This window comes from Vibrio sp. 704, from assembly GCF_033339295.1.
Window position 1 is genome coordinate 1 of the sequence record NZ_JAWOUH010000006.1, and the last position, 24,797, is coordinate 24,797.

The 24,797-nt window shown below is 45.3% G+C and carries 18 protein-coding genes; 9 read left to right on the forward strand and 9 right to left on the reverse strand.

From position 1 onward, the window contains the following. Positions 1–522: 522 nt before the first annotated feature. On the forward strand, positions 523–1,326 hold the full coding sequence (locus tag R7R24_RS10660; RefSeq protein WP_042521813.1) for a MetQ/NlpA family ABC transporter substrate-binding protein: 804 nt from the start codon (positions 523–525) through the stop codon (positions 1,324–1,326). A 95-nt stretch (positions 1,327–1,421) separates the two neighbouring features. Here R7R24_RS10660 and R7R24_RS10665 read toward each other — a convergent pair whose 3' ends face one another. Beyond that, complete coding sequence (locus R7R24_RS10665) at positions 1,422–1,697, reverse strand: hypothetical protein (protein WP_005379716.1); 276 nt, start codon at positions 1,695–1,697, stop codon at positions 1,422–1,424. Between the two features lie 223 nt (positions 1,698–1,920). Next, on the reverse strand, positions 1,921–2,640 hold the full coding sequence (locus tag R7R24_RS10670) for an SIMPL domain-containing protein (protein ID WP_005379714.1): 720 nt from the start codon (positions 2,638–2,640) through the stop codon (positions 1,921–1,923). Positions 2,641–2,873: 233 nt separating this feature from the next. Between R7R24_RS10670 and R7R24_RS10675 the strand changes: the two genes are divergently transcribed. The 5 genes from R7R24_RS10675 to dhaR all read left to right on the forward strand — a co-directional run bounded on the left by R7R24_RS10675 (position 2,874) and on the right by dhaR (position 11,133). Continuing rightward, positions 2,874–4,637, forward strand: a complete 1,764-nt coding sequence (locus R7R24_RS10675; protein ID WP_054579255.1) for a lysophospholipid acyltransferase family protein — start codon at positions 2,874–2,876, stop codon at positions 4,635–4,637. A 595-nt stretch (positions 4,638–5,232) separates the two neighbouring features. Further along, positions 5,233–7,185: a PTS mannitol transporter subunit IICBA gene (locus R7R24_RS10680; protein ID WP_005379710.1), complete on the forward strand. Its 1,953-nt coding sequence runs from the start codon at positions 5,233–5,235 to the stop codon at positions 7,183–7,185. Positions 7,186–7,296: 111 nt separating this feature from the next. Continuing rightward, positions 7,297–8,445 (forward strand): mannitol-1-phosphate 5-dehydrogenase, encoded by a 1,149-nt coding sequence (locus R7R24_RS10685; protein ID WP_054579256.1) that lies wholly within the window; start codon positions 7,297–7,299, stop codon positions 8,443–8,445. 86 nt (positions 8,446–8,531) lie between these two features. After that, positions 8,532–9,062 (forward strand): MltR family transcriptional regulator, encoded by a 531-nt coding sequence (locus R7R24_RS10690; protein WP_005379708.1) that lies wholly within the window; start codon positions 8,532–8,534, stop codon positions 9,060–9,062. Positions 9,063–9,207: 145 nt separating this feature from the next. Next, positions 9,208–11,133 carry a dihydroxyacetone kinase operon transcriptional regulator DhaR gene (gene dhaR / locus R7R24_RS10695; RefSeq protein ID WP_054579257.1) on the forward strand — a complete coding sequence of 642 codons (1,926 nt, stop codon included), beginning with the start codon at positions 9,208–9,210 and terminating at the stop codon, positions 11,131–11,133. A 62-nt stretch (positions 11,134–11,195) separates the two neighbouring features. On the opposite strand, the gene ptsP is transcribed toward dhaR, so the two are convergent. From ptsP to dhaK, 3 genes are read right to left on the reverse strand one after another with little or no spacing between them, the layout of a single operon-like run. Next, a complete protein-coding gene (gene ptsP, locus R7R24_RS10700) occupies positions 11,196–13,613 on the reverse strand; it encodes a phosphoenolpyruvate--protein phosphotransferase (protein ID WP_054579258.1) in 2,418 nt (805 codons plus the stop codon). A gap of 1 nt (position 13,614) precedes the next feature. Next, positions 13,615–14,250 carry a dihydroxyacetone kinase subunit DhaL gene (gene dhaL / locus R7R24_RS10705; protein WP_005379705.1) on the reverse strand — a complete coding sequence of 212 codons (636 nt, stop codon included), beginning with the start codon at positions 14,248–14,250 and terminating at the stop codon, positions 13,615–13,617. 22 nt (positions 14,251–14,272) lie between these two features. Continuing rightward, a complete protein-coding gene (dhaK, locus tag R7R24_RS10710) occupies positions 14,273–15,331 on the reverse strand; it encodes a dihydroxyacetone kinase subunit DhaK (protein ID WP_005379704.1) in 1,059 nt (352 codons plus the stop codon). A gap of 353 nt (positions 15,332–15,684) precedes the next feature. Between dhaK and R7R24_RS10715 the strand changes: the two genes are divergently transcribed. Next, positions 15,685–16,767, forward strand: coding sequence for a glycerol dehydrogenase (locus R7R24_RS10715; protein WP_017820260.1), 1,083 nt, complete (start codon positions 15,685–15,687; stop codon positions 16,765–16,767). 84 nt (positions 16,768–16,851) lie between these two features. On the opposite strand, the gene glmS is transcribed toward R7R24_RS10715, so the two are convergent. Together glmS and R7R24_RS10725 are read right to left on the reverse strand one after the other, a co-directional pair. Further along, positions 16,852–18,684, reverse strand: a complete 1,833-nt coding sequence (gene glmS, locus R7R24_RS10720; RefSeq protein WP_005379702.1) for a glutamine--fructose-6-phosphate transaminase (isomerizing) — start codon at positions 18,682–18,684, stop codon at positions 16,852–16,854. 110 nt (positions 18,685–18,794) lie between these two features. Next, positions 18,795–19,556 (reverse strand): DeoR/GlpR family DNA-binding transcription regulator, encoded by a 762-nt coding sequence (locus R7R24_RS10725; protein WP_005379701.1) that lies wholly within the window; start codon positions 19,554–19,556, stop codon positions 18,795–18,797. 433 nt (positions 19,557–19,989) lie between these two features. Here R7R24_RS10725 and pykF point away from each other — a divergent pair, with 433 nt between their 5' ends. Together pykF and R7R24_RS10735 are read left to right on the forward strand one after the other, a co-directional pair. Further along, a complete protein-coding gene (pykF, locus tag R7R24_RS10730) occupies positions 19,990–21,402 on the forward strand; it encodes a pyruvate kinase PykF (protein ID WP_005392243.1) in 1,413 nt (470 codons plus the stop codon). A 167-nt stretch (positions 21,403–21,569) separates the two neighbouring features. Further along, on the forward strand, positions 21,570–22,256 hold the full coding sequence (locus tag R7R24_RS10735; protein WP_081008270.1) for a GntR family transcriptional regulator: 687 nt from the start codon (positions 21,570–21,572) through the stop codon (positions 22,254–22,256). A 54-nt stretch (positions 22,257–22,310) separates the two neighbouring features. Here the strand turns inward: R7R24_RS10735 and R7R24_RS10740 are convergent, their stop codons facing one another. Next, complete coding sequence (locus R7R24_RS10740; protein ID WP_005379698.1) at positions 22,311–24,191, reverse strand: GGDEF domain-containing protein; 1,881 nt, start codon at positions 24,189–24,191, stop codon at positions 22,311–22,313. 110 nt (positions 24,192–24,301) lie between these two features. Further along, positions 24,302–24,796, reverse strand: a complete 495-nt coding sequence (gene ilvN, locus R7R24_RS10745; protein ID WP_005379697.1) for an acetolactate synthase small subunit — start codon at positions 24,794–24,796, stop codon at positions 24,302–24,304. Between the last annotated feature and the right edge of the window lies 1 nt (position 24,797).

Here is a 24,797-nt window from a genome sequence, read left to right on the forward strand (position 1 = left end):
AAATTAATAACTTCAGCTAATGGACAGGATGTTGGTTATATTTTTGTTGGTTCCAGCGCGAAGTTTTTCTGGGGTTCGATTCTGGTGTTGAGTGGTATGTATCTGCTCTGATTCGTACTGTACAGACGAGAGAAGGTTCTGATGGTGGATATCACTCTGAGACAGGAAGTGTGACTCTGTAGTGACTACGTGAAGTGTTTCGGCTGACCTGATGGACCGGAGCTTACCGGGAGTAATTGCGGACCAGATATGGAAAGGACTGGAACGAAAAAAGGCTTACGGATTTCTCCATAAGCATTTTTTGTATCTTATATCTTTGGGTACAGTTTCGGTTGCGGTAACTCGTCACTAACCTCGTAATAGCTTTTCTTCTTCCCCTCTTCTTTAACTATTATCTGGCTTTCTATACGAGCAATAGAAACAAAATGTCTGCTCGTGATTTAAACCATTGACCCTCAGACAACTTCTGATAGGATGGACATACAAACGTATGGACGTCTAAAACAAAAAAATGGAGCTACAATGAAAAGTATTGGTCACTTAAAGAAACTAGCTTTGATTCTCACGGCAGTAGTCGGCTTAAGCGCTTGTGGAGAAAAAGATGACTCTGTCATTAAAGTGGGCGCGACAGTTGGGCCACATGCACAAGTAGTCGAGGCGGTAGCGAAGGAAGCAGCGAAGCAAGGTTTGAATGTCGAAGTCATTGAGTTTTCTGACTACGTGACACCTAATGCCGCTCTTAGCGATGGTAGCATCGATATTAATAGCTATCAGCACCAGCCATTTTTAGACAACTTCAACAGTAGCCATAACGCCCAATTAGTATCAATTGGTCAGTCCATTCTTATGCGTATGGGGCTTTATTCCAATAAGTATCGCTCACTGCAAGAGCTTCCAAACAATGCACGTATAGCGCTTCCAAATGACCCTACCAACGGTGGTCGTGGTCTGTTGCTACTCGCCGATGCAGGTTTAATTGAGCTGAAACAGGGTGTTGGCCATAAAGCCGCCCTAACTGATATCAAAAAAAACGCAAAATCATTTGAATTTGTCGAGGTAGATGCCGCTCAGCTACCAAGAACATTAGATGATGTGGACGCGGCTGCGATTACAATGAACTACGTAATGTCTTCTGGTTTAGATCCGAAGAAACAAAGTATCTATCTTGAAGCAAAAGACGCCCCATTAGCAGTCATGGTCATCGCCACTCGTGACGCAGACAAAAATAATGAAGCGTATAAAAAGTTCGTTTCTATTTATCAATCTCAAGCGATTCGTGATTACCTCGATCGCACTTTCAAAGGCACAATCGAAGCAGCTTTTTAATCAATAAAGCAGCGAATATTTTGCCCCACGAATCAGATAGAAAAGAGGCTAATGTTTTCTCATAGCCTCTTCTTTTCATTACTCACTAAATCGACTCATTGTCGACTTTCAGCCTCTAACTTCATTGCCAAATAAGCTTGGTCAGCAGAAACCAATTCAGGACGGTTAATCAACTTCCAGAGGAAGTATGGTGGGATTAAAAATACGATGAAGTAGAGAGATTCATGGAAGAAAACATCGGCTATCGTTTGCTGATGCTCCCAAAGTGCCGTCAGTGCGAAGAGCTCTAACATCACGCCTAATACGCCAAAGACGACAGAGACAACAATCGCTAAACCCAGTAGTTCTCTAACAAAATGCTTGTATGCCATGATACTAATTCCTTCTAGCAATAAGTCATACTAACTTACGCTCATAAGAAACAAGTGAGCTTGATTATTATCAAACTCACCTCATCACTGTTAAGAACTTAGTTTTATAAAAAAGTACTTGTATATAGCGTCATCGAAGACTGATTTCCCTATCACAGAGCATAGATACCTCTACAAATAGAAGGTGATGGAACGACCAACTATTGACTATATGAGCGCAACTTTAATCAGATAAGTAATATTGAACCGTCGATACCACTCGTACTTTCTTAATGTAAGGCGTGTTGCTGTCTCGGTCATAAATCGAGAACTGCCCTTGAGTTGCACGTTTGATCTTACCCAGTGAACTCTGTGAGTCTTTCGCAAATTTCTCAGCCACTTCACGCGCATTCTTAGTCGCTTCTTCGATCATGTCTGGCTTCACATCATTCAGCTTAGTAAAGCTGTACTCAACACGATTTGCATAAGGATCTTGGTTAAGCAAAACGCCTTGTTTTCCTAGCTCACCTATTTCATTGATTGCCGCTCGAACAACATCAACACTCTGGCTGTAAACCGTAACGGTTCGCGAGGCCAAATAACGATACTCAATGTCTTGCTCGCTCCCATATTGCTGTGCTTTTCTGTCAATGACCGCTGGGGAAGAAAGGGAAACGCTGGTTTCAGGAAGCCCTTTGGCACTTAGAAAGTCTAAAATCAAACGGGTTTGCTGGTCAATTTCATCAAACATGGCCCCCATATCATTACTCGCTAGAGTAAATTGAATCGGCCAAATCACCGTATCAGCAGGATACTCACGCTCCGACAAACCTTTTACTGTCACGACTCTTTCATAGGCTCGGTATTTCACCGCCGTCTGCTGCATAAAATAGCCAAGGATGCCAAGACCAAGTATCAAACTTAGCCCAATCCAAAGTGCTGCTTTATTGGAAACTCGTTCCATTATTTCCCCCTGATAAATATCAACTTAGCTTAATCTTTGTTCTAGATAAGATAGCCTATCTATTGTTTTAAGAGGGAGACATAACGCGAGTTTTGATTCATAGCACAGTGATATACCGTTTTCTTTAGTCAATAAAGCTTCATTGGTTTGTCACCAAAGGCTCATGCTTTTGCCTCTTAACTGTCATCTGTAATTTCTACTATCCAATCAGCAACTTGTACGCTGAGGTAAATATGGATAGTTCAACCCCTTTTCGTCTCCCTCGTAAAACGCCGTTTGGCATTGGTGAAAACGTTGCTGAATGGGCAACCGGTTTAAACCAACTTGATAAGTTCTACGCCCAACGCCCCGTTAATGCCGATACCAAAACTTTTCTCCGCTTCACGCTGGATATCTTAGGTATCGATTATCGCATTGCTCATGGTTCACTCGACTCAGTACCTAAACAAGGTGCTACCGTCATTGTGGCGAACCATCCGCTTGGTTGTGTGGAAGGCGTCATCTTGGCCGAACTCTTGTTGATGGTACGAGACGATATCCAAATTCTAGCCAATCAATACCTGAAAACCGTGCCGGAGTTAGATCAGCTCTTCATTGGTGTCGATGTGTTTGAAGGCAAAGACGCCGTCAAATCGAATATGAAGGCCCTCAGAGCGGCTAATAAACACCTAGCAAGTGGCGGCTTATTGCTTGTCTTTCCTGCCGGTGAAGTGTCCCAGTTAGTCGATGCCAAACAGCAACGCTTGGAAGACAAAGCGTGGAGTCGAAGCGTAAGTAGCCTGATCCGCAAAAACAAAGCAACGACAGTTCCAGTATTCATCAGTGGCCAGAACTCGAAACGCTTCTATATGGCAGGGAAAATCCATCCACTTTTGCGTACCCTACTGCTTGGTCGAGAGTTGCTAAACAAACATGCGCAAACCATTGATTTATCTTTTGGCCAAGTGATCAAATTCAAAGAGATCAACACACTTAACGATGATCAAGTGGTGAACTATTTGCGGCTCAACACTTACTTGCTCAATCGTGAAACCCATTCAGTGAAGCCTTCTTCTTCATCAGAAATGCTCTCTCCAATAGCAGCAGGGTTACCCGTAGGCGAATTGCTTGAAGAGCTGAACAACTTACCAAAAGAGTCCAAGCTGCTAACAAGTGGTGAGTTCGATGTTTACTGCACGGAGTCGCAGAGTATCCCTTCCCTACTGCATGAAATTGGTCGCCTACGTGAGCTCAATTTCCGACAAGTTGGCGAAGGGACTGGACTAGCAATAGACATTGACCATTTCGATCATGATTACCTGCATCTGTTTGTGTGGGACAGAGAGAACCAATGCTTGGTGGGCGCGTATCGTTTAGGTCTGGTTGATCAACTGATTGAAAAGCGCGGCGTAGCAGGTCTGTATTCACGAACGTTGTTTAACTATGACCAACGCTTTATCGACCAAATGGGTAAATCCATTGAGATGGGGCGCTCTGTGATTGCACAGCAATATCAAAAGAGCATGAGCGCGCTACTGCTGCTGTGGAAAGGCATCGCAACGTTCGTTCATCAAAACCCAGATTACACTCACCTATTTGGTCCGGTAAGCATTAGCAACGATTATAGCGATACTGCACGTCAATTACTGGCTCAATCAATGACACTGCACCACTACGACAACAATTGCGCAGAGTACGTCACACCTTCTAACCCACTTCCTGAGCACCACCGTGACTGGAACACCAGCATGCTCACTGCTCTGGGTGATTTACAGCTATTGTCACGTGTCATTGCCAGAATCGATGAAGGGAAAGGAGTGCCCGTTTTGCTGCGTCAGTACTTAAGCCTCAATGGCAAGCTGGTATGCTTCAACGTCGACCCTGCATTCAATAACGCTCTAGATGGATTGATTATGGTGGATTTGCGCGATGTTCAAGAAAAGACGTTGGCAAGGTATATGGGACGCGAGCAAGCTCATGACTACCTCGTCTATCATACTAATAGCAACGATGATTAAGAACAGTGATTAAGTAGAGAGTTGGGAATCACAAGAAGAACCGTGTGGCGACTCTCTTTATTTACCCTTTCATCAACTAATTAGGCGTGCTCCGTGAAGTGCGCCGAAAAGAATCTTATAGATACAATCTATCGAAAGATCTAGATAGCATTTATCTCACCAATTCCGTCACAAACTTTCACAAAATACAAAAACAGATCCAAGTCACACTTTAAATCCACCACAACTCAACACAAAACGTGACATTGATCATCACAAGTATTTAATTCGAATTTCAAAAAAAATTAAAAGTGATCAAAGTCACAAGGTATTTTAATTTTAAATTTGTCAGAAGGTCGGATTGATCACTAAGATTTTCATTGACAGATTTGAAAGTGGTTTTTTGTTATTAAGTTACAAGTTAATAAGTTGAACTTGGTCACTTAAAAACCGTTTCTCAGCCTAAGAAATGCGGGCGTAGATCACAAAAAACCCGTTGTCAGTTCCAATTGGAAAATGTGTGGTAAATTGATTGGGTACTAAGCAATCAAACAAACGGTTTTGGCGAACCGTTTACTACAACAAGATTCATCAGAACATCGAACGGGGAATTGTTATGATATCACCAGATGCCAAGATCAAGATACAAAATTTTGGTCGTTTTCTGTCAAACATGGTAATGCCAAACATCGGCGCGTTTATCGCGTGGGGCTTTATCACTGCTCTATTTATCCCAACGGGATGGCTACCAAACGAAACATTAGCCTCTATGGTTGGCCCAATGATTACCTACTTGCTGCCACTACTTATCGGTTACACCGGTGGTAAATTAGTTGGTGGCGATCGTGGTGCGGTAGTCGGTGCAATCACAACAATGGGTGTGATTGTCGGCACAGACATCCCAATGTTTATGGGGGCAATGATGGTCGGCCCAATGGGCGGCTGGGCTATCAAGAAATTCGATAACTACATCGATGGTAAAGTAAAAAGTGGCTTCGAGATGTTGGTTAACAACTTCTCTGCGGGCATCATCGGCATGCTATGTGCGATCCTTGCCTTCATCTTTATCGGTCCATTCGTAAAAATTCTTTCTGGTGGCTTGGCGGCTGGCGTTAACTTCCTAGTTTCTGCTCACCTACTACCACTGACTTCAATCTTCGTTGAACCTGCGAAGATCCTGTTCCTAAACAATGCGATCAACCACGGTATTTTCTCTCCACTGGGTATCCAACAAGCGTCTGAAACAGGTCAATCGATCTTCTTCCTAATCGAAGCAAACCCAGGTCCTGGTCTAGGTATCCTGCTAGCTTACATGGTGTTTGGTAAAGGTACGGCTCGTCAAACGGCAGGTGGTGCATCAATCATCCACTTCTTCGGCGGTATCCACGAGATTTACTTCCCATACATCCTAATGAACCCTCGCCTAATCCTTGCGGCTATCGCAGGTGGTATGACTGGCGTATTCGTTCTAACTATCTTTAACGCAGGTATCGTTTCTCCAGCATCACCAGGTTCAATCTTTGCAATCTTGTTGATGACTCAGAAAGGCTCAATCGTTGGTGTTCTAGCGTCTATCGCAGCAGCAACAGGCGTGTCATTCGCCGTAGCAGCACTGCTAATGAAGACTCAAACGTCAACAGAAGAAGACGGTGATGAAGCAGCACTAGAGAAAGCAACATCACAAATGAAAGACATGAAATCTGCATCTAAAAACGATGCGGTGGTAAACAGCCAAAGCAAAGGTGACGTAGACCTAGCGACAGTACAAAGCATCATTGTCGCTTGTGATGCGGGCATGGGCTCGAGTGCAATGGGCGCGAGCATGCTACGCAAAAAGGTTCAAGACGCAGGTCTGAACATCCACGTAACCAACCTTGCCATTAACAGCTTACCAGAGAGTGCAGATATCGTGATTACTCATAAAGACTTAACGGATCGTGCACGTAAGCATGCTCCAAACGCACACCACATTTCATTGACTAACTTCCTAGACAGCGAAATGTACAACCAGCTAGTCACCAAACTACTAGCCGCACAAAACCAATCCGCAGCCAATGACGACCAAATGGTAAAAGTGTCGCTCGTGGCAGCAAACGACGACAACTTCGAGCCACAGCAAACGTCGGTGTTCCAAATCCAGCGTGAGAACATTCACCTAGGTTTGAAAGCTGCCAACAAAGAAGAAGCGATTCGCTTCGCGGGCAACAAGTTGGTCGAACTTGGCTACGCAGAACCAGAATACGTAGACGCGATGTTTGAGCGTGAAGCATTGGTTCCAACTTACCTAGGCGAATCTATCGCAGTGCCTCACGGCACGGTAGAAGCGAAAGACCGCGTGAAGAAAACCGGCATTGTAATCTGCCAATACCCATCGGGTATCCAATTTACTGAAGACGACGATGATGTAGCGAAACTGGTTATCGGCATTGCCGCTAAGAACGATGAGCACATCCAGGTGATTACCACCATTACGAACGCGCTCGATGAGCCGGAGGCAATTGAGAAGCTAACCAGCACCAACGATGTGGAAGAGATTCTGAACATCCTTGGCGGTCAACAAGCGGCTTAATTACCCCTTTAATTTGCTCCTGAGGCAAATGAGGTCAGCTGTCACCCCCTATGCGGTTGGCCTCCCCCTAGTTTCGTAAGTCAACATTTTAGACATTGGTAGGTAAGAATTATGAAAAACGCAGTTCATTTTGGCGCAGGTAACATTGGTCGTGGCTTCATCGGAAAACTCTTAGCAGATGCAGAAGTCGAGGTCACATTTGCAGACGTTGACGCTCCACTCGTCGACCAACTGAGTCACAAGCAAGAATACAAAGTAAAAGTGGTCGGTACTGAGTGCCAAATCGACACAGTAACTCACGTCACCGCGGTAAACTCAGCCAGTGAAGATGTCATCGACCGCATTGTAAAAACCGACTTGGTAACAACAGCGGTTGGCCCTAACGTACTGGACATCATTGCAAAAACCATCGCTACCGGCATTGCTAAACGCTTTGCAGCAGGTAACGATAAACCATTGAACATCATCGCGTGCGAAAACATGGTTCGTGGCACGACTCACCTAAAAGGTGAAGTGTACAAACATTTGGATGAATCATTACACGCGAAAGCAGACGAGCTAGTTGGCTTCGTCGACTCCGCAGTGGACCGCATCGTACCACCAGCAGAAGCGGCGAACGATGACCCACTAGAAGTCACTGTAGAGAGTTTTAGCGAATGGATTGTGGATGAGCAGCAATTCAAGGGCGAAATCCCTGACATAGCTGGCATGGAAAGAACCAACAACCTAATGGCATTCGTAGAACGCAAGCTATTCACTCTCAATACAGGCCACTGCATTACCGCTTACCTAGGTTGCTTGAAAGGCCATCGCACCATTCGTGAAGCAATTGAAGACCCAAGCATTCACGCTGAAGTAAAACAGGCGATGCAAGAGAGTGGTGAAGTGCTGATCAAACGCTACGGCTTCGACCGTGACATGCACAACGCCTACATCGAGAAGATTTTAGGACGCTTTGCCAACCCATACTTAGTGGATGAGGTGGATCGCGTAGGTCGTCAACCAATTAGAAAATTGGGTGCAAACGATAGATTAGTGAAGCCTTTACTCGGTACAATTGAGTATAGCACTGAAAATAAAACACTTTTGAAAGGCATTGCCGCTGCGTTGAAGTACACTAACGACACCGACCCACAAGCAGTAGAACTGCAAACCTCATTAAAAGAAGTGGGTGTGAAGAAGACGCTAGCGACATACACAGGTCTTGCAGAAGACAGTGATGAAGTGGCTCAAATCGAGACACTTTACAACCAACTTTGATTTACCTAGGGGAGCTTGGCTCCCCTTCTATGTCCTTCTCTGCTTGAAGAGTTGGGATAGCTAATAATTAGAAATGTATTCAGTATATGGCAGATAACATCAACGAAACCGAGATCATTGAGCGATTAAACAGCGCACCATCGGTACGAGGCTTTTTCATTGCAGCAGTCGACGTTTTTAACGATTCGATCGACGGGTTGGTGCAAAGAATCTTTCGTAAAGATAACTTCGCTGTTCAATCGGTTGTCGGTCCGCTGCTACAAGACTCTGGACCGCTGGGCGATCTATCTGTTCGTTTGAAGTTATTGTTTGGCTTGGGAGTGCTCCCCGATGACATTTACCACGACATCGAAGACATCATCAAACTCAAAAACCAACTCAATAGTGACGCTTCAGATTACGAATTCACTGACCCGAATATTCTAGAACCAATTAAGAAACTGCACTTGGTGAAGAAAATGGGCATGGTGCAACTGGAAGTCAGCGAACCAGATGACGACATCGACCTTGAGTTTTATCAGCTACAGCTGCAACGTCAACAACAAATCATTAAGTCAGGGCTCTCACTTGCCATTGTCGAGATTTGCAATGAGCTCGGCAAAGACAGCCCTTTTTAATCGAAAAACTGGCAAGGAAGCCTCCTCAACTCGCCCCTCTTTTTGCACATTCTTCTATACAACGTGCGTGAAAGCCATCACAGTCCATATTCCGATGTCTCTGTAACATCAGACCAATCTATCGCTAGTATTGAAACGGGATCGCATGCTTTCAATCGAAGACACTAAAACTAAGTGGGAGTTTTTCCAGAAACACCACTGGGTATCTCCAGAATTTTCCCGCACTCCCGTCCTCGAGTCGTGGGAGCGTTGCATAAAGCAATGCAGCCCTTACACCTGGTCAAAGCCACATATTGCCTCTGGATTTACCTTCTCATCTCTGATGAAACGCAACGAGCACCTCATCGAATGCGCCACGACCGTACTTGAAGACACTTACGACATGCTAGGGGACGAAGACCTGCTATTGATGGTAACCGATGGCAACGGCTGTATTCTCTCCACCGTCGGGCACGACTCTATGCGACAAGAGATGCAAACGCTCGGCATAAAACAAGGCTGTTTTCTCTCCGAAGGAAAGATAGGCACAAATGCAGTCAATCTCTGTATCAATACTCATATCCCGTGTGAAGTTTTTGCTGCCGAACATTTCAATCGCCACTTGCACTCTTATGCCTCTGTAGCTGCGCCTGTTTTTGACCAATTTGGAAAATTACGCGGTACAACATGCCTTTTCAGAAAAGCGGAAAGCTATAAGAAAGAAGACTTAGTCATCATCGCGTCGAGCGCGAAAGAAGTCAGCTTGCAAATCCACATTCAGTCGGAACAAGAAAACATGAACCGCCTCACTTGTGCGCATAACGCAACGTTAGAGTGCATGGATGACGGCCTTCTAGCGTGGGATGAAGAAAATCGCATCACCATGGTAAATCACCAGTCCGAGCGTTTGTTAAACATTGAAGCCAGTCAGGTCTTGGATAAAGAAGTCTTTTCTGTTTTGCGCTTCCCACCGAATGTCCTTACTAGTATTGAGTCAGGTGCGAGCATAAACCGTAAACTCACAACGGTAGAGGTTCGTGGCGAGTTTGTTGAGGCGATCATCACCTTGCGTCCACTCAACGACGGCACACACTTATTGTTCTTGCACCCTATCGATAAAATTCGCGAACTTGCTCAACAACAAATAGGTGGCAGTGCGCGCTATACGTTCAGCACTTTGCCCGTCATTTCACGAAAAATGAAGCATGTCATTACCGTGGCAAAACGGGCCATAAAGTCAAAATCACCGATTCTAATTACAGGTGAAGAAGGCGTAGGAAAAGCCACTCTCGCCATGGCGATTCATAACGAAAGCGCCTACAAAGAAGGACCATTCATTACGCTCAACTGCCGCTCCATCAATACAGAGCAACTGGTCAAAGAAACCCTGGGGTACGACGAAGGGCAAGGCATGCCTTCAAAGTTTGAGCTCGCCCATGGCGGTACGCTCTTTTTAGAAAAGGTGGAATATCTGTCGCCCGATTTACAAGCCGTGCTACTTAAGTTGTTAAAAACTGGGCTCGTCAGCCGCAGCGACAGTTTGCGATTGATCCCCGTAGACTTTCAACTTATTACCAGCACCGCTTCAGAGATCAGCGAGTATGTCACTCAGCGCTCATTTGGTCGGCAACTTTATTATGAAATCTCCTCGAACGAGCTGCATATTCCGCCACTACGAAAGCGTAAAGAAGACATTGAATTTCTCGTCCAGCAGCTTATCAGCCATTATGAACGCCGCCACAATGTGACGATCTCGATAGAGCCAGTCGCACTGGAAGCGTTGATGAATTTTCGTTGGTCAGGCAACAACTCTGAATTAAGAAACCGAACTGAGCGAATTTTGCTTAACCGCAGTTCCAACTTAATCAAGCTGAACGATATTCCTGAAGACATTAAACTGAATTCTTGCCATACCGCAGAAAATACGCCAGTAATCACGTTAGAAGAAGCCGAGAGAAGAGCGATTGTTCAGGCTTGGAATCAGTGTGATGGCAAAATGCATGATATGGCGAAAGCATTGCAAATTGGCCGCACGACCTTATGGAGAAAAATTAATAAGTTTGGGCTGCAGGAGCAAATGAAGCTGTATTAAGTCGTGAATTGGCGTTCCTATAACAAAAGTAAAACCGGCGTAAGCACGCCGGTACAGGTGTACTAACGATAAGGTATCGAGTAAACATCGACAGACAACTGACGAATCTGCGCTTTTAGTCCCGGTAGCATGCTCGAACTGGCGCTGAATTTTCGCAACCCCACGCGGAGCAATGTTTCTGTGGCATTTGGATCGCCAGCCATCTCACCACACATACTAACCGGTATGCCCGCGCGATCGCCTGCTGCACACGTGAGCTCAATGGCTTTTAGTACCGATGGTTCAAAGTAGTTCACCAATTCAGCAACAGCAGCGTTACCTCGATCGGCGGCCATAACATATTGAGTCAAATCATTGGTGCCGATAGAGAAAAAGTCGACTTCTTGGGCTAACGCATCAGCATTTAACACCGCGGCTGGTACCTCAATCATAATACCAACGGGCAAATGAGTCGCATCCAAGCCGAGTTGGTTTGCTTGATGCGCCAACAGCACTTTTACTTTTCTCACTTCTTCAACCTGAGCCACCATCGGTATCATCAATTGAATATTCGGTTGCTCGTGAAAGGCTCTCAGAATGGCTCGAAGTTGAGCGGTAAACAATGACTCATGTTGAAGGCACAACCGCACCCCTCTCAAACCTAAAAATGGATTATCTTCTGCTGGCATAGGATAAGCGGCTAAAGGCTTATCACCGCCAACATCTAGACTACGAATCGTAAGTGGCTTATCACCAAGTGCGGCTGCAATATCACGATACACTTGGTATTGCGCTTCCTCAGTCGGCAACTCATCACTGTTTTGAAATAGAAACTCAGTCCGAAATAGACCAACGCCCTCAGCTCCTGATGTTAGTGCATCATCAATATCTTTCGGTCCACCAATATTGGCGAGTACTGGAATATGGACACCATCACAGGTGACTGCGGCTTGCTGAGCACTCGCTAATGCACGTTGTCGGATGCTTTGCCACTCAATTTGCTGAGCTTCTAATTCCTGCAGTACGGCATCTGAAGGAGAGAACCATAAATGCCCTCGGAAGCCATCAATAGTCACCACTTGACCAGCACGCACAGCATCAAGGCAGCCCTGAGCTTTAACGATGGCAGGAATCCCCATCGCACGAGCAAGAATCGCACTGTGAGAGGTTTTCCCTCCCTCACTCAAACAGATACCAAGCACTTTCGATTTATCAAGCCCGGCCACATCAGAAGGCATCAGGTCGCGGGCCAACAAAATACTCGGTTCCTGAATGTCGATGGCATTAGGCGTTACGCCTGTCATTTCGACCATAACTTGGCGTGCTATATCATGCACATCTGCTTCGCGTTCCCGCATGTACTGACTTTCTGCCTGGCGAAACTCTTCGGCCAACGTTTGCAGTGATTCTACCCAAGCTTGCTCGGCTATCATGCCCGTTTGAATTCGCGACTCGACCGATGCCCATAATTCTGGGTCACTGAGCATCATGCTATGAGCAGCAAATATTTCCCCTTTCGGCTGCTTCGCTTGCTCCTGCAAATGTTGAACAACCACGCCTATCGCACGCTTAACCCGTTCAATTTCATCTTGTTCACTTTGGAAATCACGTTCAGGCACTGCTGGCATTTCATGAGTAAAAAGGACAGCAGGAGCAGTAGCGATACCGTCATTGACTCGAATACCAACAACAGCACCTTCAATCTGATTTGAGGCCATGCCATCGAGCAGAGTATCTGAACTTTCTTCAGGTTCGATAATGCCTTGCTCAACCGCCTCTTTTTCTCCGAAGTGCTCATAAGCTAAGGCTTCAAATGCCTTGATTGCTTCACTGGATTGAGAGCCGAGTGCGCACAGCGTGATCGTCTCTTGGCTACGAACGCCAAGTTTCGCAATGCTGTTTAAGCTTTTCGCGTTCACACGGCGCTCGCCTTTTTTCAACCATAATTGGCAGTCAAAAGGCGCGAGTGCACCAACAATGGCCGCAGCGGGACGAGCATGTAATCCATGCGGATTTTGCACTACCCAATCAAATGTCCATTCTTGCTCAAAGTTCTCTGATACTGGCGCTATCTCAGCGGATGTTAGTGGCTGATCACCAAGGTGCTCTTGTTTTACGCTTAACGCATTCTGTGCCTCTTCGACTACCGTCGATAAAGGCAGTCCGGCGGCGGCAGCCACCGACGCCGCCATGGTTCCTTCAACAATAGGTGCCGAGATAAGGGTGACATTTTCCCTCACATGCTCATCAATCAGGTCCAGAGCCATTTCCGTGCTAAGCAACGCGCTGCCAAGATCCATCAACACAACAACCCCTTGTTGATCTTGTACCTGCTCAATCGCTTCCATCACGGCAATGGCATCGGTTCCGATCGGGTTCTCTGGATCATCAATCCCAGCAGCAATCGCAAGCTTGGCTTTGCCTTGCGTCATTTGGGTGGCAAGTTCTGCCACCCCTTCGGCAAGTCGACGACTATGAGATACAACTACAATTCCCACCATCTTAATTACCTGCTATTGCCTGCTGTAGTGCTTTAATCATTAACAAAGAAGAGGTTGCACCGGGATCTTGGTGACCAATACTGCGTTCACCTAAATAGCTTGCTCGCCCTTTTTTCGCCAACATTTCAATCGTGGCAACCGCGTTCGTTTCTGCTAGCTCAACCATTTCATTAAGTAAGTGATCGGCGCTCATGCCATTTTCTAACGACGCCTTCACGCTAACTAAAACGGGTAACCAAACATCACACATGGTTTTATCACCCAGTTCCGCTTTACCACGAGACACCACGCCATCCACACCGCTTTTTAGTGCATCGACCAACTCTTCAAACGTTAGTTGCTCTCGGGTTCCGACAGCGGCAGCCGTGCGAATAAACAGCGTGCCATACAGCGGGCCACTTGCCCCACCAACACTAGAAAGTAAGGTCATGCCCGTATTCTTGAGAATGCTGCCGATATTTTGGTCCGCAAATTGCGGCAGTTTTTCAGCAACTTTTTTAAAGCCACGGTTCATATTGAGACCATGGTCTGCGTCACCAATATCACGATCAAGGTCGGTCAGAAAATCTTGATTCTCTTGATACGTTTTTGCACATAACTCTAGCCAGTGAACGATATGTTGTTTTTCAATTTGCATGTTTGCTCCCCGCTCCCCCCTCTTACCACTTGATCGCGGCCGTATCGACAGGAGCATCGAACAGCTCCAACATCTCTTTATCTGCCTTCAGCAACGTAATCGAAACGCCTTCCATATCGAGTGACGTACAGAAGTTACCAACCATATTACGCACGATACGGAACCCTGCTTGCTCGCAGTTATGAGCCAGACGGCGGTACACTCCGTAAAGCTCTGAAGTTGGCGTACCGCCCATACCATTCACCATCACGATGTAGTCGTGTTCAGCGGCGAAAGGCTCAATGCTGGATTCCACTTCATCCCATTCACCTTCGTCACGATTCCAAATACGCAATGTGCGCTGATAAGGTGTGTTTTCAGCAACTTCAGCAAACATTTCATCCACTAACGTATCGACATCGGTGTATTTCACTCGCTTGATACCTGGTTCACCATGGATACCAACACCAAACTCCACTTCATCATCTTCCAGAACAAAAGATGGTTTACCTGCTGCGGGTACAACACAAGCATTAAGCGCCACGCCAAATGAACGACAGTGATTATTAACGCGACGAGCCAGTGCTTCACATTGCTCCAACGAATAACCTTTGCTCGCGGCAGCCCCAACTAACTTTTCAACCAATACCGTTCCAGCTACGCCACGGCGACCAGCGGTATACAGGCTGTCTTTGACTGCAACATCGTCATCCACCAACACCGACCCAACTTTGATGCCATCGGTATGAAGCAGCTCCACAGCCGTTTCAAAGTTCAACACGTCTCCGGTGTAGTTTTTAATGATAAATAGCACGCCTTCACCAGTATTCACTTGGTTGCCACATTCGTACATTTGATCTGGCGTTGGTGAAGTAAATACCTCTCCAGGGCAGGCGCCTGTCAGCATGCCTTTACCAATAAAACCTGCGTGCAAAGGTTCATGACCACAGCCACCACCAGAAACCAGTGCCACTTGCCCCGGTGTTTCCTCGTGCCACATGTAACGAGGTTCGTAGTTCGCTTTTAGCTCTGGGCGAGATAAAGCCAGACCTTCCATTTGCTGCAATACAACATCATCAACTTGGTTAATTAACTTTTTCATCGTTCTATCTCATTCCATTTATATTTTTATGTAGGGTATGAATTCATCTTAAACAGAGAAAATGCGTGCTCAACAAAAATCAATCCGTTTCATATTGAAACAAAAACTTCGGCATTATTGTTTCAATATGAAACGAAAAACGACAAATTTTCCTGAATAGTGATCGTCGCCATAAAGCATGCTGATTCTTATTACTTCTGGCAGTCGGTTTGACACAGAGGTCATAAAAGCATGGAACAAAACCAGAGATATCCTTCACCACTTACCACACCAAACCTAATATAAACCTTATCCCTACAATGGATATTCATTGCAGTCCAAAACACACATAAAAAAGGTTAAAGGTTTGAATTATGGACAAAATTATTATCAGCCCAAGCAAATACGTCCAAGGTGAACAAGTACTTACATCTATCGCTCACTATGTGAAAACATTGGGTGAACGTCCGTTAGTAATTGCCGATGAGTTCGTGACTAACCTGGTTGGTGATGACGTCAAACAAAGTTTTGCTGACGAAAAGCTTCCACTCGCTATGAACATTTTTGGTGGCGAATGTTCACGCGTTGAGATTGAACGCATCACGGACATTTGTGCCACTCAGAAACACGATGTCATTGTCGGTATTGGTGGTGGTAAAACGTTAGATACAGCAAAGGCTGTTGCGTTTTACACAAAAATTCCTGTCGTGGTGGTTCCTACGATTGCCTCGACTGATGCGCCAACCTCAGCGCTTGCGGTGATATACACACCTGAAGGTGAATTTGCAGAATATTTGATGATCCCTAAAAACCCAGACATGGTCATCATGGATACGTCAGTCATCGCCAAAGCCCCTGTTCGCTTACTTGTATCGGGGATGGGCGACGCGCTTTCCACCTACTTTGAAGCTCGTGCCAACATGACTTCTGGTAAGGCAACAATGGCTGGTGGGTTAGCGACGCGTTCAGCACAAGCGCTTGCGAAACTTTGCTATGAAACCTTGCTTGAAGATGGTGTAAAAGCAAAAGCTGCAGTAGAAAATGGTGTGAGCACCAAAGCGGTAGAAAACATTATTGAAGCCAATACATACCTTAGCGGTATCGGTTTTGAAAGCAGTGGTCTAGCGGGTGCTCACGCTATTCATAACGGCCTAACTAAGCTTGAAGAGTGTCATCATCTCTATCATGGTGAGAAAGTCGCGTTCGGCACACTAGTTCAGCTGGTACTAGAAAACGCAGCGATGGAAGAGATTAATACGGTTCTTGCATTCTGCCGCTCTGTAGGTCTACCAACCAACTTATTTGATATGGGCGTTAAAGAGCTTAACCACGCTAAGTTGCGCGAGGTCGCCGAAGCCTCAACGGCCGAGGGAGAAACCATCCACAATATGCCATTCCCAGTGACGGCAGAAAATGTCTACTCTGCAATTCTAACCGCTCACCAGTTGGGTCAATAACTCACAAACCTTAAAATGGGTTTAAATAAAAAAGCGGCACATACTCTCGCATGTGCCGCTCAGGATTTTTGCTGTTAAGCGTAATTACTCAACCGTTACCGCTTTCGCTAGGTTACGTGGTTGGTCTACGTCCGTACCTTTGATCAGTGCTACGTAGTAAGACAGCAACTGCATTGGGATGGTGTAGTAGATCGCCGCCGTGATTTCACTAACGTGAGGCATAGTGATGATCTTCATTGTCTCATCGCCTTCGAAGCCTGCGTCTGCATCTGCGAATACGTATAGAAGGCCGCCACGCGCACGCACTTCTTCAACGTTTGATTTTAGCTTTTCAAGTAGGTCGTTGCTTGGTGCAACCACAACAACAGGCATGTCAGCATCAATTAGAGCCAGAGGACCGTGTTTCAGTTCACCCGCCGCGTACGCTTCTGCGTGGATGTACGAGATCTCTTTCAGTTTTAGAGACGCTTCCATCGCGATTGGGTAGAACTCGCCACGGCCTAGGAACAATGTGTGGTGCTTGTCTGCAAAATCCGTTGCAAGTGCTTCAATTTCTTTCTCGAAAGAAAGTGCCGCGTTGATTTGCTTAGGAAGTGCGTGTAGCGCTTCAACAATCTCTTTTTCTTTCTCTTTGCTGATGCGACCTTGCTCTTTACCCAGTGCTGTTACCAGCATAAGTAGTGCAGAAAGCTGAGTCGTGAACGCTTTGGTTGAAGCCACACCGATTTCAACACCAGCGCGAGTCATGAACGCAAAATCTGATTCACGAACCAGAGAAGAGCCTGCTACGTTACAAATGGTCATCGCCGCCATGTAACCTTTCTCTTTTGCTAGGCGAAGTGCTGCTAACGTATCTGCAGTTTCACCAGACTGAGACAACGTAATAAGAAGGCTGTTTGGACGAGTCACAAACTTGCGGTAACGGAATTCAGACGCAATTTCTACATCACAGCTAACGCCTGCAATGTCTTCAAACCAGTAACGTGCCGTCATACCTGCGTTGTAAGACGTACCACACGCCACGATTTGTACGTGTTCTACTTTGCTTAGAATGTCTGCCGCGTGCACACCGATCGCGTCTGTCACAACAGAATCTGACGTGATACGACCTTCCATTGTGTTGATCAACGCTTTAGGTTGCTCATAGATTTCTTTTTGCATGAAGTGACGGTATTGGCCTTTATCACCTGCATCATGCTCTGCATTAGATTCAACAATTTCACGCTCAACTGGCTCACCCGTTGCATCAAACACAGTGACTTCACGGCGAGTAATTTCTGCTACGTCCCCTTCTTCTAGGTACATGAAACGGCGCGTAACGTTAAGTAATGCAAGTTGGTCAGACGCTAGGAAGTTTTCACCTACACCAAAACCGATCACGATCGGGCTGCCTGAACGTGCTACTACGATGCGAGATGGGTCTTTGCGATCCAACGCTACCGTGCCGTATGCGCCTTCAAGTTGTTTTGCTGTTTTTTGTACCGCTTCTAATAGCGTTTCTGAAGTACGAAGTTCCCACTCAACCATGTGTGCGATAACTTCTGTATCCGTTTGCGATTCAAACACGTAGCCACGAGATTGAAGCAGCTCACGCAGCTCTTCATGGTTTTCGATGATGCCGTTATGGACCACTGCGATATCACCAGACATGTGTGGGTGAGCATTGATTTCAGAAGGTTCACCGTGCGTCGCCCAACGAGTGTGCGCAATACCAGTTCCGCCGATCACTTTTGCTTCTTCTACTGCATCAGCCAATTCTTGTACTTTACCCAAGCGACGAACGCGCGTTAGGTTTGATTCGCCATCAACAACCGCAACGCCAGCAGAGTCGTAACCGCGGTACTCTAAGCGGCGTAGACCTTCAACCAAAATTTCTGCAACATCTCGTTGTGCTACTGCACCTACGATTCCACACATGTGTTTATCTCCGTTTGTAGTTTTGTTCTTCCCTAGCCATGATTTCAAATAGAGGCAGCAAGCAAAGGCCTTTATCCAGAGGGAAGTAAAATATGAAACTGATTACATTATTAGGCGCAAATGACTTTCACGCCATGTTGTTCAATCTGTACTTTATGCTCTGCTTGGATATCTGCATCGGTCACCAACACATCAACTTGATGCCAAGCGAGCTCTAAGTTTGGGATCTTACGGCCGATTTTTTCGGACTCGATCATTACGATCACTTCACGTGACGCTTCTGCCATTACCTTACTTAAGCCAACCAACTCATTAAATGTCGTGGTTCCACGCTCGAGATCGATGCCATCCGCACCGATGAATAGTTGGTCAAAGTCGTAAGCTCGTAATACAGATTCGGCCACTTTGCCTTGAAAGGACTCTGAGTGCGTATCCCAAGTACCGCCAGTCATCAGCAGTGTCGGTTCGCTCTCTAATTCATTTAGGGCGTTAGCAACATGCAACGAGTTGGTCATGACCACTAAGCCACGTTTGTCATTCAACTGTTGAATCAGCGCGGCAGTCGTGCTGCCACTGTCGATCACGATGCGATTATGATCGCGAATCAATGATGCTGCTGCTTTTGCTAAGCTTAACTTTCGAGTCGAAACATTAGCGCCCAATTCTTCGTGAATGACTTCCTTTGGGATAGCAATCGCACCGCCATAGCGGCGTAGAAGTTGGCCGTTTTTCTCTAAAGAAGCTAAATCCTTTCTAATCGTGACCTCTGAGGTTTCGAATTTCTGAGCAAGTTCATCAACGCTGACTTCTCCTAGTTCAGAAACCAAGTTAGAAATGGCGTGTCTTCTTAATTGAGTGTTTCGTTTCGACATTTAAGTTTTTATTTTAAGTTTCGATGTGAAACTTATTATAGTCAAACCGAAACTTTCAAGTCCATTTATTTCGATCCAAAAAATTAATATTTCTCGATAAAACCTTGTCCTAAGACAATTCTTAAACAGTGATATTGGATTCATTCAGTGGTAGAATTCGCCACCGAAAAGAAAAAAAATTACAGAATTGAAGGCTATTTTTTTGCAACTTTCTGCATATAAAGTGGGATTAGTCACAAAAAGGTAACCAAAATCGCCGATCTTTTAGTCATAAAATGACTAAACTTGGTGAAAGACTTTCAGAATCTGAAGTTCTAATAATGAGACGAAAAATCGGTGGGTGACAGGTACTAAATGTCATCAAAAACGTCCTGACTTCAGAGTAAATAACCGACTTTCAAATTGTAACTATACTTACCGGAGAGTATCTTCCATGAAAAAGACCAAAATCGTATGTACGATTGGCCCTAAAACAGAATCTGTAGAGAAGCTAACTGAACTAGTTAACGCAGGCATGAACGTAATGCGCCTTAACTTCTCTCACGGTGACTACGAAGAACACGGCACTCGTATCGCGAACTTCCGTAAAGTAATGGAAGCTACTGGCAAACCACTAGCAATTCTTCTAGATACTAAAGGTCCAGAAATCCGCACTATCAAGCTAGAAGGCGGTAACGATGTTGATCTAGTAGCAGGTCAAGAATTCACTTTCACAACTGACACTTCAGTTGTAGGTAACAAAGATAAAGTTGCAGTAACTTACGCTGGTTTCGCAGCAGACCTAAACGTAGGTAACACTATCCTAGTAGACGACGGTCTAATCGAGATGGAAGTTATCTCTAAGACTGAAACTGAAGTTAAATGTAAAGTTCTTAACAACGGTGCACTGGGCGAAAACAAAGGTGTTAACCTTCCTGGCGTTTCTGTAAACCTACCTGCACTATCTGAAAAAGATAAGAACGACCTTAAATTTGGTTGTGAGCAAGGCGTTGACTTCGTAGCAGCTTCTTTCATCCGTAAAGCGTCTGACGTTCAAGAAATCCGTGAAGTACTTGCTGCAAACGGCGGCGAGAACATCCACATCATCTCTAAGATCGAAAACCAAGAAGGTGTTGATAACTTCGACGAGATCCTAGAGCTTTCTGACGGCATCATGGTTGCACGTGGTGACCTAGGTGTTGAAATCCCAGCTGAAGAAGTAATCTTCGCTCAGAAAATGATGATCGAGAAGTGTAACCGTGCACGTAAGATGGTTATCACTGCAACTCAAATGCTTGATTCTATGATCAACAACCCACGTCCTACTCGTGCGGAAGCAGGCGACGTTGCTAACGCGGTAATGGACGGTACTGACGCAGTAATGCTTTCTGGTGAAACGGCGAAAGGTAAATACCCTGTTGAAGCGGTAACTATCATGGCTCAAATCGCGAACCGTACTGACTCAGCGCTAAAAGCTGAACTAGGTTCTCGTCTAGACAGCCCACGCCTACGCATCACTGAAGCAGTATGTAAAGGTGCAGTAGACACAGCTGAGAAACTAGCTGCTCCACTTATCGTTGTTGCAACTGAAGGCGGTAAGTCTGCACGTTCAGTACGTAAGTACTTCCCAACTGCAAACATTCTAGCGCTAACAACTAACAAGAAAACTGCTGCACAGCTAGTTCTAACTAAAGGTGTTACTCCTGTAGTTGTTGATTCAATCGAAAGCACTGACGCATTCTACGTAGCGGGTAAAGAACTTGCTCTAGAATCAGGTCTAGGTAACAAAGGCGATATCGTTGTTATGGTTTCTGGCGCTCTAGTTGCTTCAGGTACTACGAACACAGCTTCTGTACACGTACTATAAGACTGAACTTTTAACACTTCAGTTTCTTGAGAAGGAGGGCTTATGCCCTCCTTTTTTATATTTTATATGGCTTTCTTGCTCTCATAATAGGCTAATTGTATTATTCACCTCTATCAGAATTTCGTACTGTTTAATTTTATCGTCACGATTAAAGTTTCTTCTATGAGGTGTATGTGTCTAGTCCCACTCTTACCGACAAAGTATTAAGAATGCTCCGTCAGGATATTCTCGATGGCGAGCTTAAACCAGGTCAAAAACTCGTGGTTGCCGAACTCAAAGAGAAGTACAACTTAGGAGCGTCACCCATTCGAGAAGCATTGGTGCAATTATCTTGGAGCAAATACGTCAAACTCGAGCCGCAAAAAGGCTGCTGGGTTGCACCTGTATGTAAAGATGAGTTACATGACTTGTACGAAAGCCTGCAAATGGTCTCCGCATGCTTACTCAGTAAGGCAATTATGATTGGCGATGAAAAATGGGAACTGGATGTACTAACTGCTTATCACAAGTTATCCCGAGTAAAACCTGGCGAAAGCTTTTGCTGGAGGGAATGGGAAGAGCGCCAAAATCAGTTTCTTACTGCGCTGTTTGAAGGTGCTGGCTCTGTCAATATGTTTGGGTTTTTCCGCGATCTACTCACGCAAATTAAACGCTACCAATACTTCGCGATGCAGATTTTAGGCACAGGGAACCCTGGGCACTGTAATCTCGATGAGCAAGAAATACTGATGAAGGCATCGCTAGACAAAAAGAGTCAGGATGCTTTAGGTTATCTAGAGCGTTATTTGAGACAGTCAATACAGTGTATCGAAGCCGCCATCGACAACCAATGTCGCATACTGGCTAGCGAATAACGCTGAGACTAAAAAGCGGGGGTCTATCCCCGTTTTTTCGTTTTTGTAAAAGCACTAAGCAATATCATCATAACTATGACATAGCGATACGCAGTTACGCCCTGCACTTTTTGACTCATACAAAGCAATATCAGCACATTTATACGTTCTTGTACGATCAGAGGTTAAATCACTATACCCAGCACTGACAGTAATGCCTCTATCACTACGCATTTGAACCGCGACACGTAGCCTGTTCAATACAATTTCAGCCTCTTCTAGTGTTGTATGCGGCATAATCACTGCAAATTCCTCACCACCGACACGAGATACAAAGTCTGTGCTGCGGACTTCTTCTAGGAGGGTTTCTGCGACACTACAAATCACCTTGTCTCCTTCGTCGTGGCCAAGCTCGTCATTAATACGTTTAAAGTGGTCAATATCAAACAACGCCAAACAAGCAGGAGGGCTATCAGGATAGCGTTCAATAATCCCCGCATATTGCGCCAATTGCTCTTCAAATTTTCGGCGGTTCCACAACCCCGTCAAGCCATCTTTTTCGCTTAGGTTTCGTAATTTTTCTTCTAACTCTTTTTGCCCAGAGATATCCACCAGCGACGTAATGTAATAACTCACTTTACCTGACTTGGTTAAATTCGCCTGAATACGCATTATTGCAGTAAAGACTTGATTAAACTTAGTTCGACAACGAATCTCCCCTTCCCATACGTGTTCACTCTTCAGTGTTTTCCAGATACTCAGGTTTGCTTCGAGATCTTCAGGTAAGAGAATTAAATGATGTGCACTCCAACCTTGGGCATGCTTGGTTGAGTAACCCATCATGTTTTCAAACTCTTGATTAACCATGATGATTCTATGTGAAGCATCCGAGATCATCACCGCAGTCATACCATCAAGAGCAGCTCGAGCCAACTTCGATTCCATACTATGACGCCGATAATGCAGAGCAAGGGCTGCCGTCGGCAAAGTGAAGCCGAGCACCAAACTTAAAACAAAAAACGCTTCTTGGATTAAGTCATCAATATCCCTCTGAGCTCGGGATAATAACTGCTCATTGGTAAGATCAATAACCAGATGAAGAGGTTCGCTAGAAACAAACTGGATGGTGCGATACGCGACCAAATTCGAACCATTGTAAGCATAGCCCGAATCTTTTGAATTTAAACTACGCCAAATGTTTGGGTACATCCGGCCAAAATTAAATTGAGAGCGAGCGGGAATTATATGGCCATACAAACGAGCTGATTTAGGGCTATCAATGTAAAATCCGTCACTCTTAATCAGCTCAATATGGAAATCAAGCACTGACGAATAGTTGAGTCGAGAGGATAAATAGTCAATATCAACATTAAGCACAAGATACCCTTCGCGCTTTCCGTTAAGCGAAATAGGCATCAAAATACGCAGTGACGGGCTATAGGGATAGACTAACTCGCCATACTCTCGTTCTAAACCTATCCCCCACGAAGCGATTTCGCCATCGTCTAAGTTCTTAGCGAATTGAAAGTAATCTCGCTCTGACTTATTTTGCAATTTGATCGCGGGCAACGCAGCGCCTGTTTCAATCTCATAATTAATCCTAACTTTTTCTCGACCAGAAACATCAAGAAAGCGAATTTGCTTATACAACTTTTGATTGATTGCGACCGAGATCCACATGTCTTCTAAGATGGAACGGTTCACCCGGTTAGGTTGGCGCAGATATTCATACAGACTTTGGCTGTGACCAAGTAGGTCACTGATCGTTTCGATTTGATCCTGAATATTGCTGTATTCACGGCCAGTATAGGCCAATTGATGTAACGCTTCTTGAGCGGTGTTCTCAACATTGTTTTCTAACAACGTCAGATATTTCTGATAGTAGTAAGCGGCAGTGAGTGCACTAAAAAATAGTGCTGTCGCCAATAAGGTGCCGACTCGCTTAGGTACTTTCACACGTCTAATGCCTATCATGCTTACTAAAACGACAATTATATCATTAATTGTTATTTTCTAAACAAAAAAGCCACTTAGATTAAGTGGCTTTTCTATATGCAATCAGAGAGTTAAGGTTTGAGAGCTCGCTCTCCTCGCGCAATGCCAACGACACCACTACGAGCAACTTCGACAACTTCGGTCACTTCGGATATCGCTTGAATGAAGGCATCTAGCTTTTCACTCGTACCCGCAAGTTGTACGGTGTATTGGGAAGCCGTGACATCCACGATCTGGCCACGAAAGATGTCTGCCGTCCGCTTCACTTCTGCTCGCGCAAAACCACTGGCTTTCACTTTCACCATCATCAGTTCACGCTCAATGTGCTCATACTCGGTGACTTCTTGCACTTTCAGCACATCGATCAATTTGTGTAACTGCTTCTGAATTTGTTCCAACTGCATCTCATCAGATGTCGTGGTAATGTTCATTCGCGACAGGGTTTCATCATCAGTCGGTGATACCGTCAAAGATTCAATGTTGTAACCACGTTGAGAGAACAAACCAACAACACGAGACAACGCACCCGGTTGGTTTTCCAATAGCAATGAAATAATGTGTCTCATA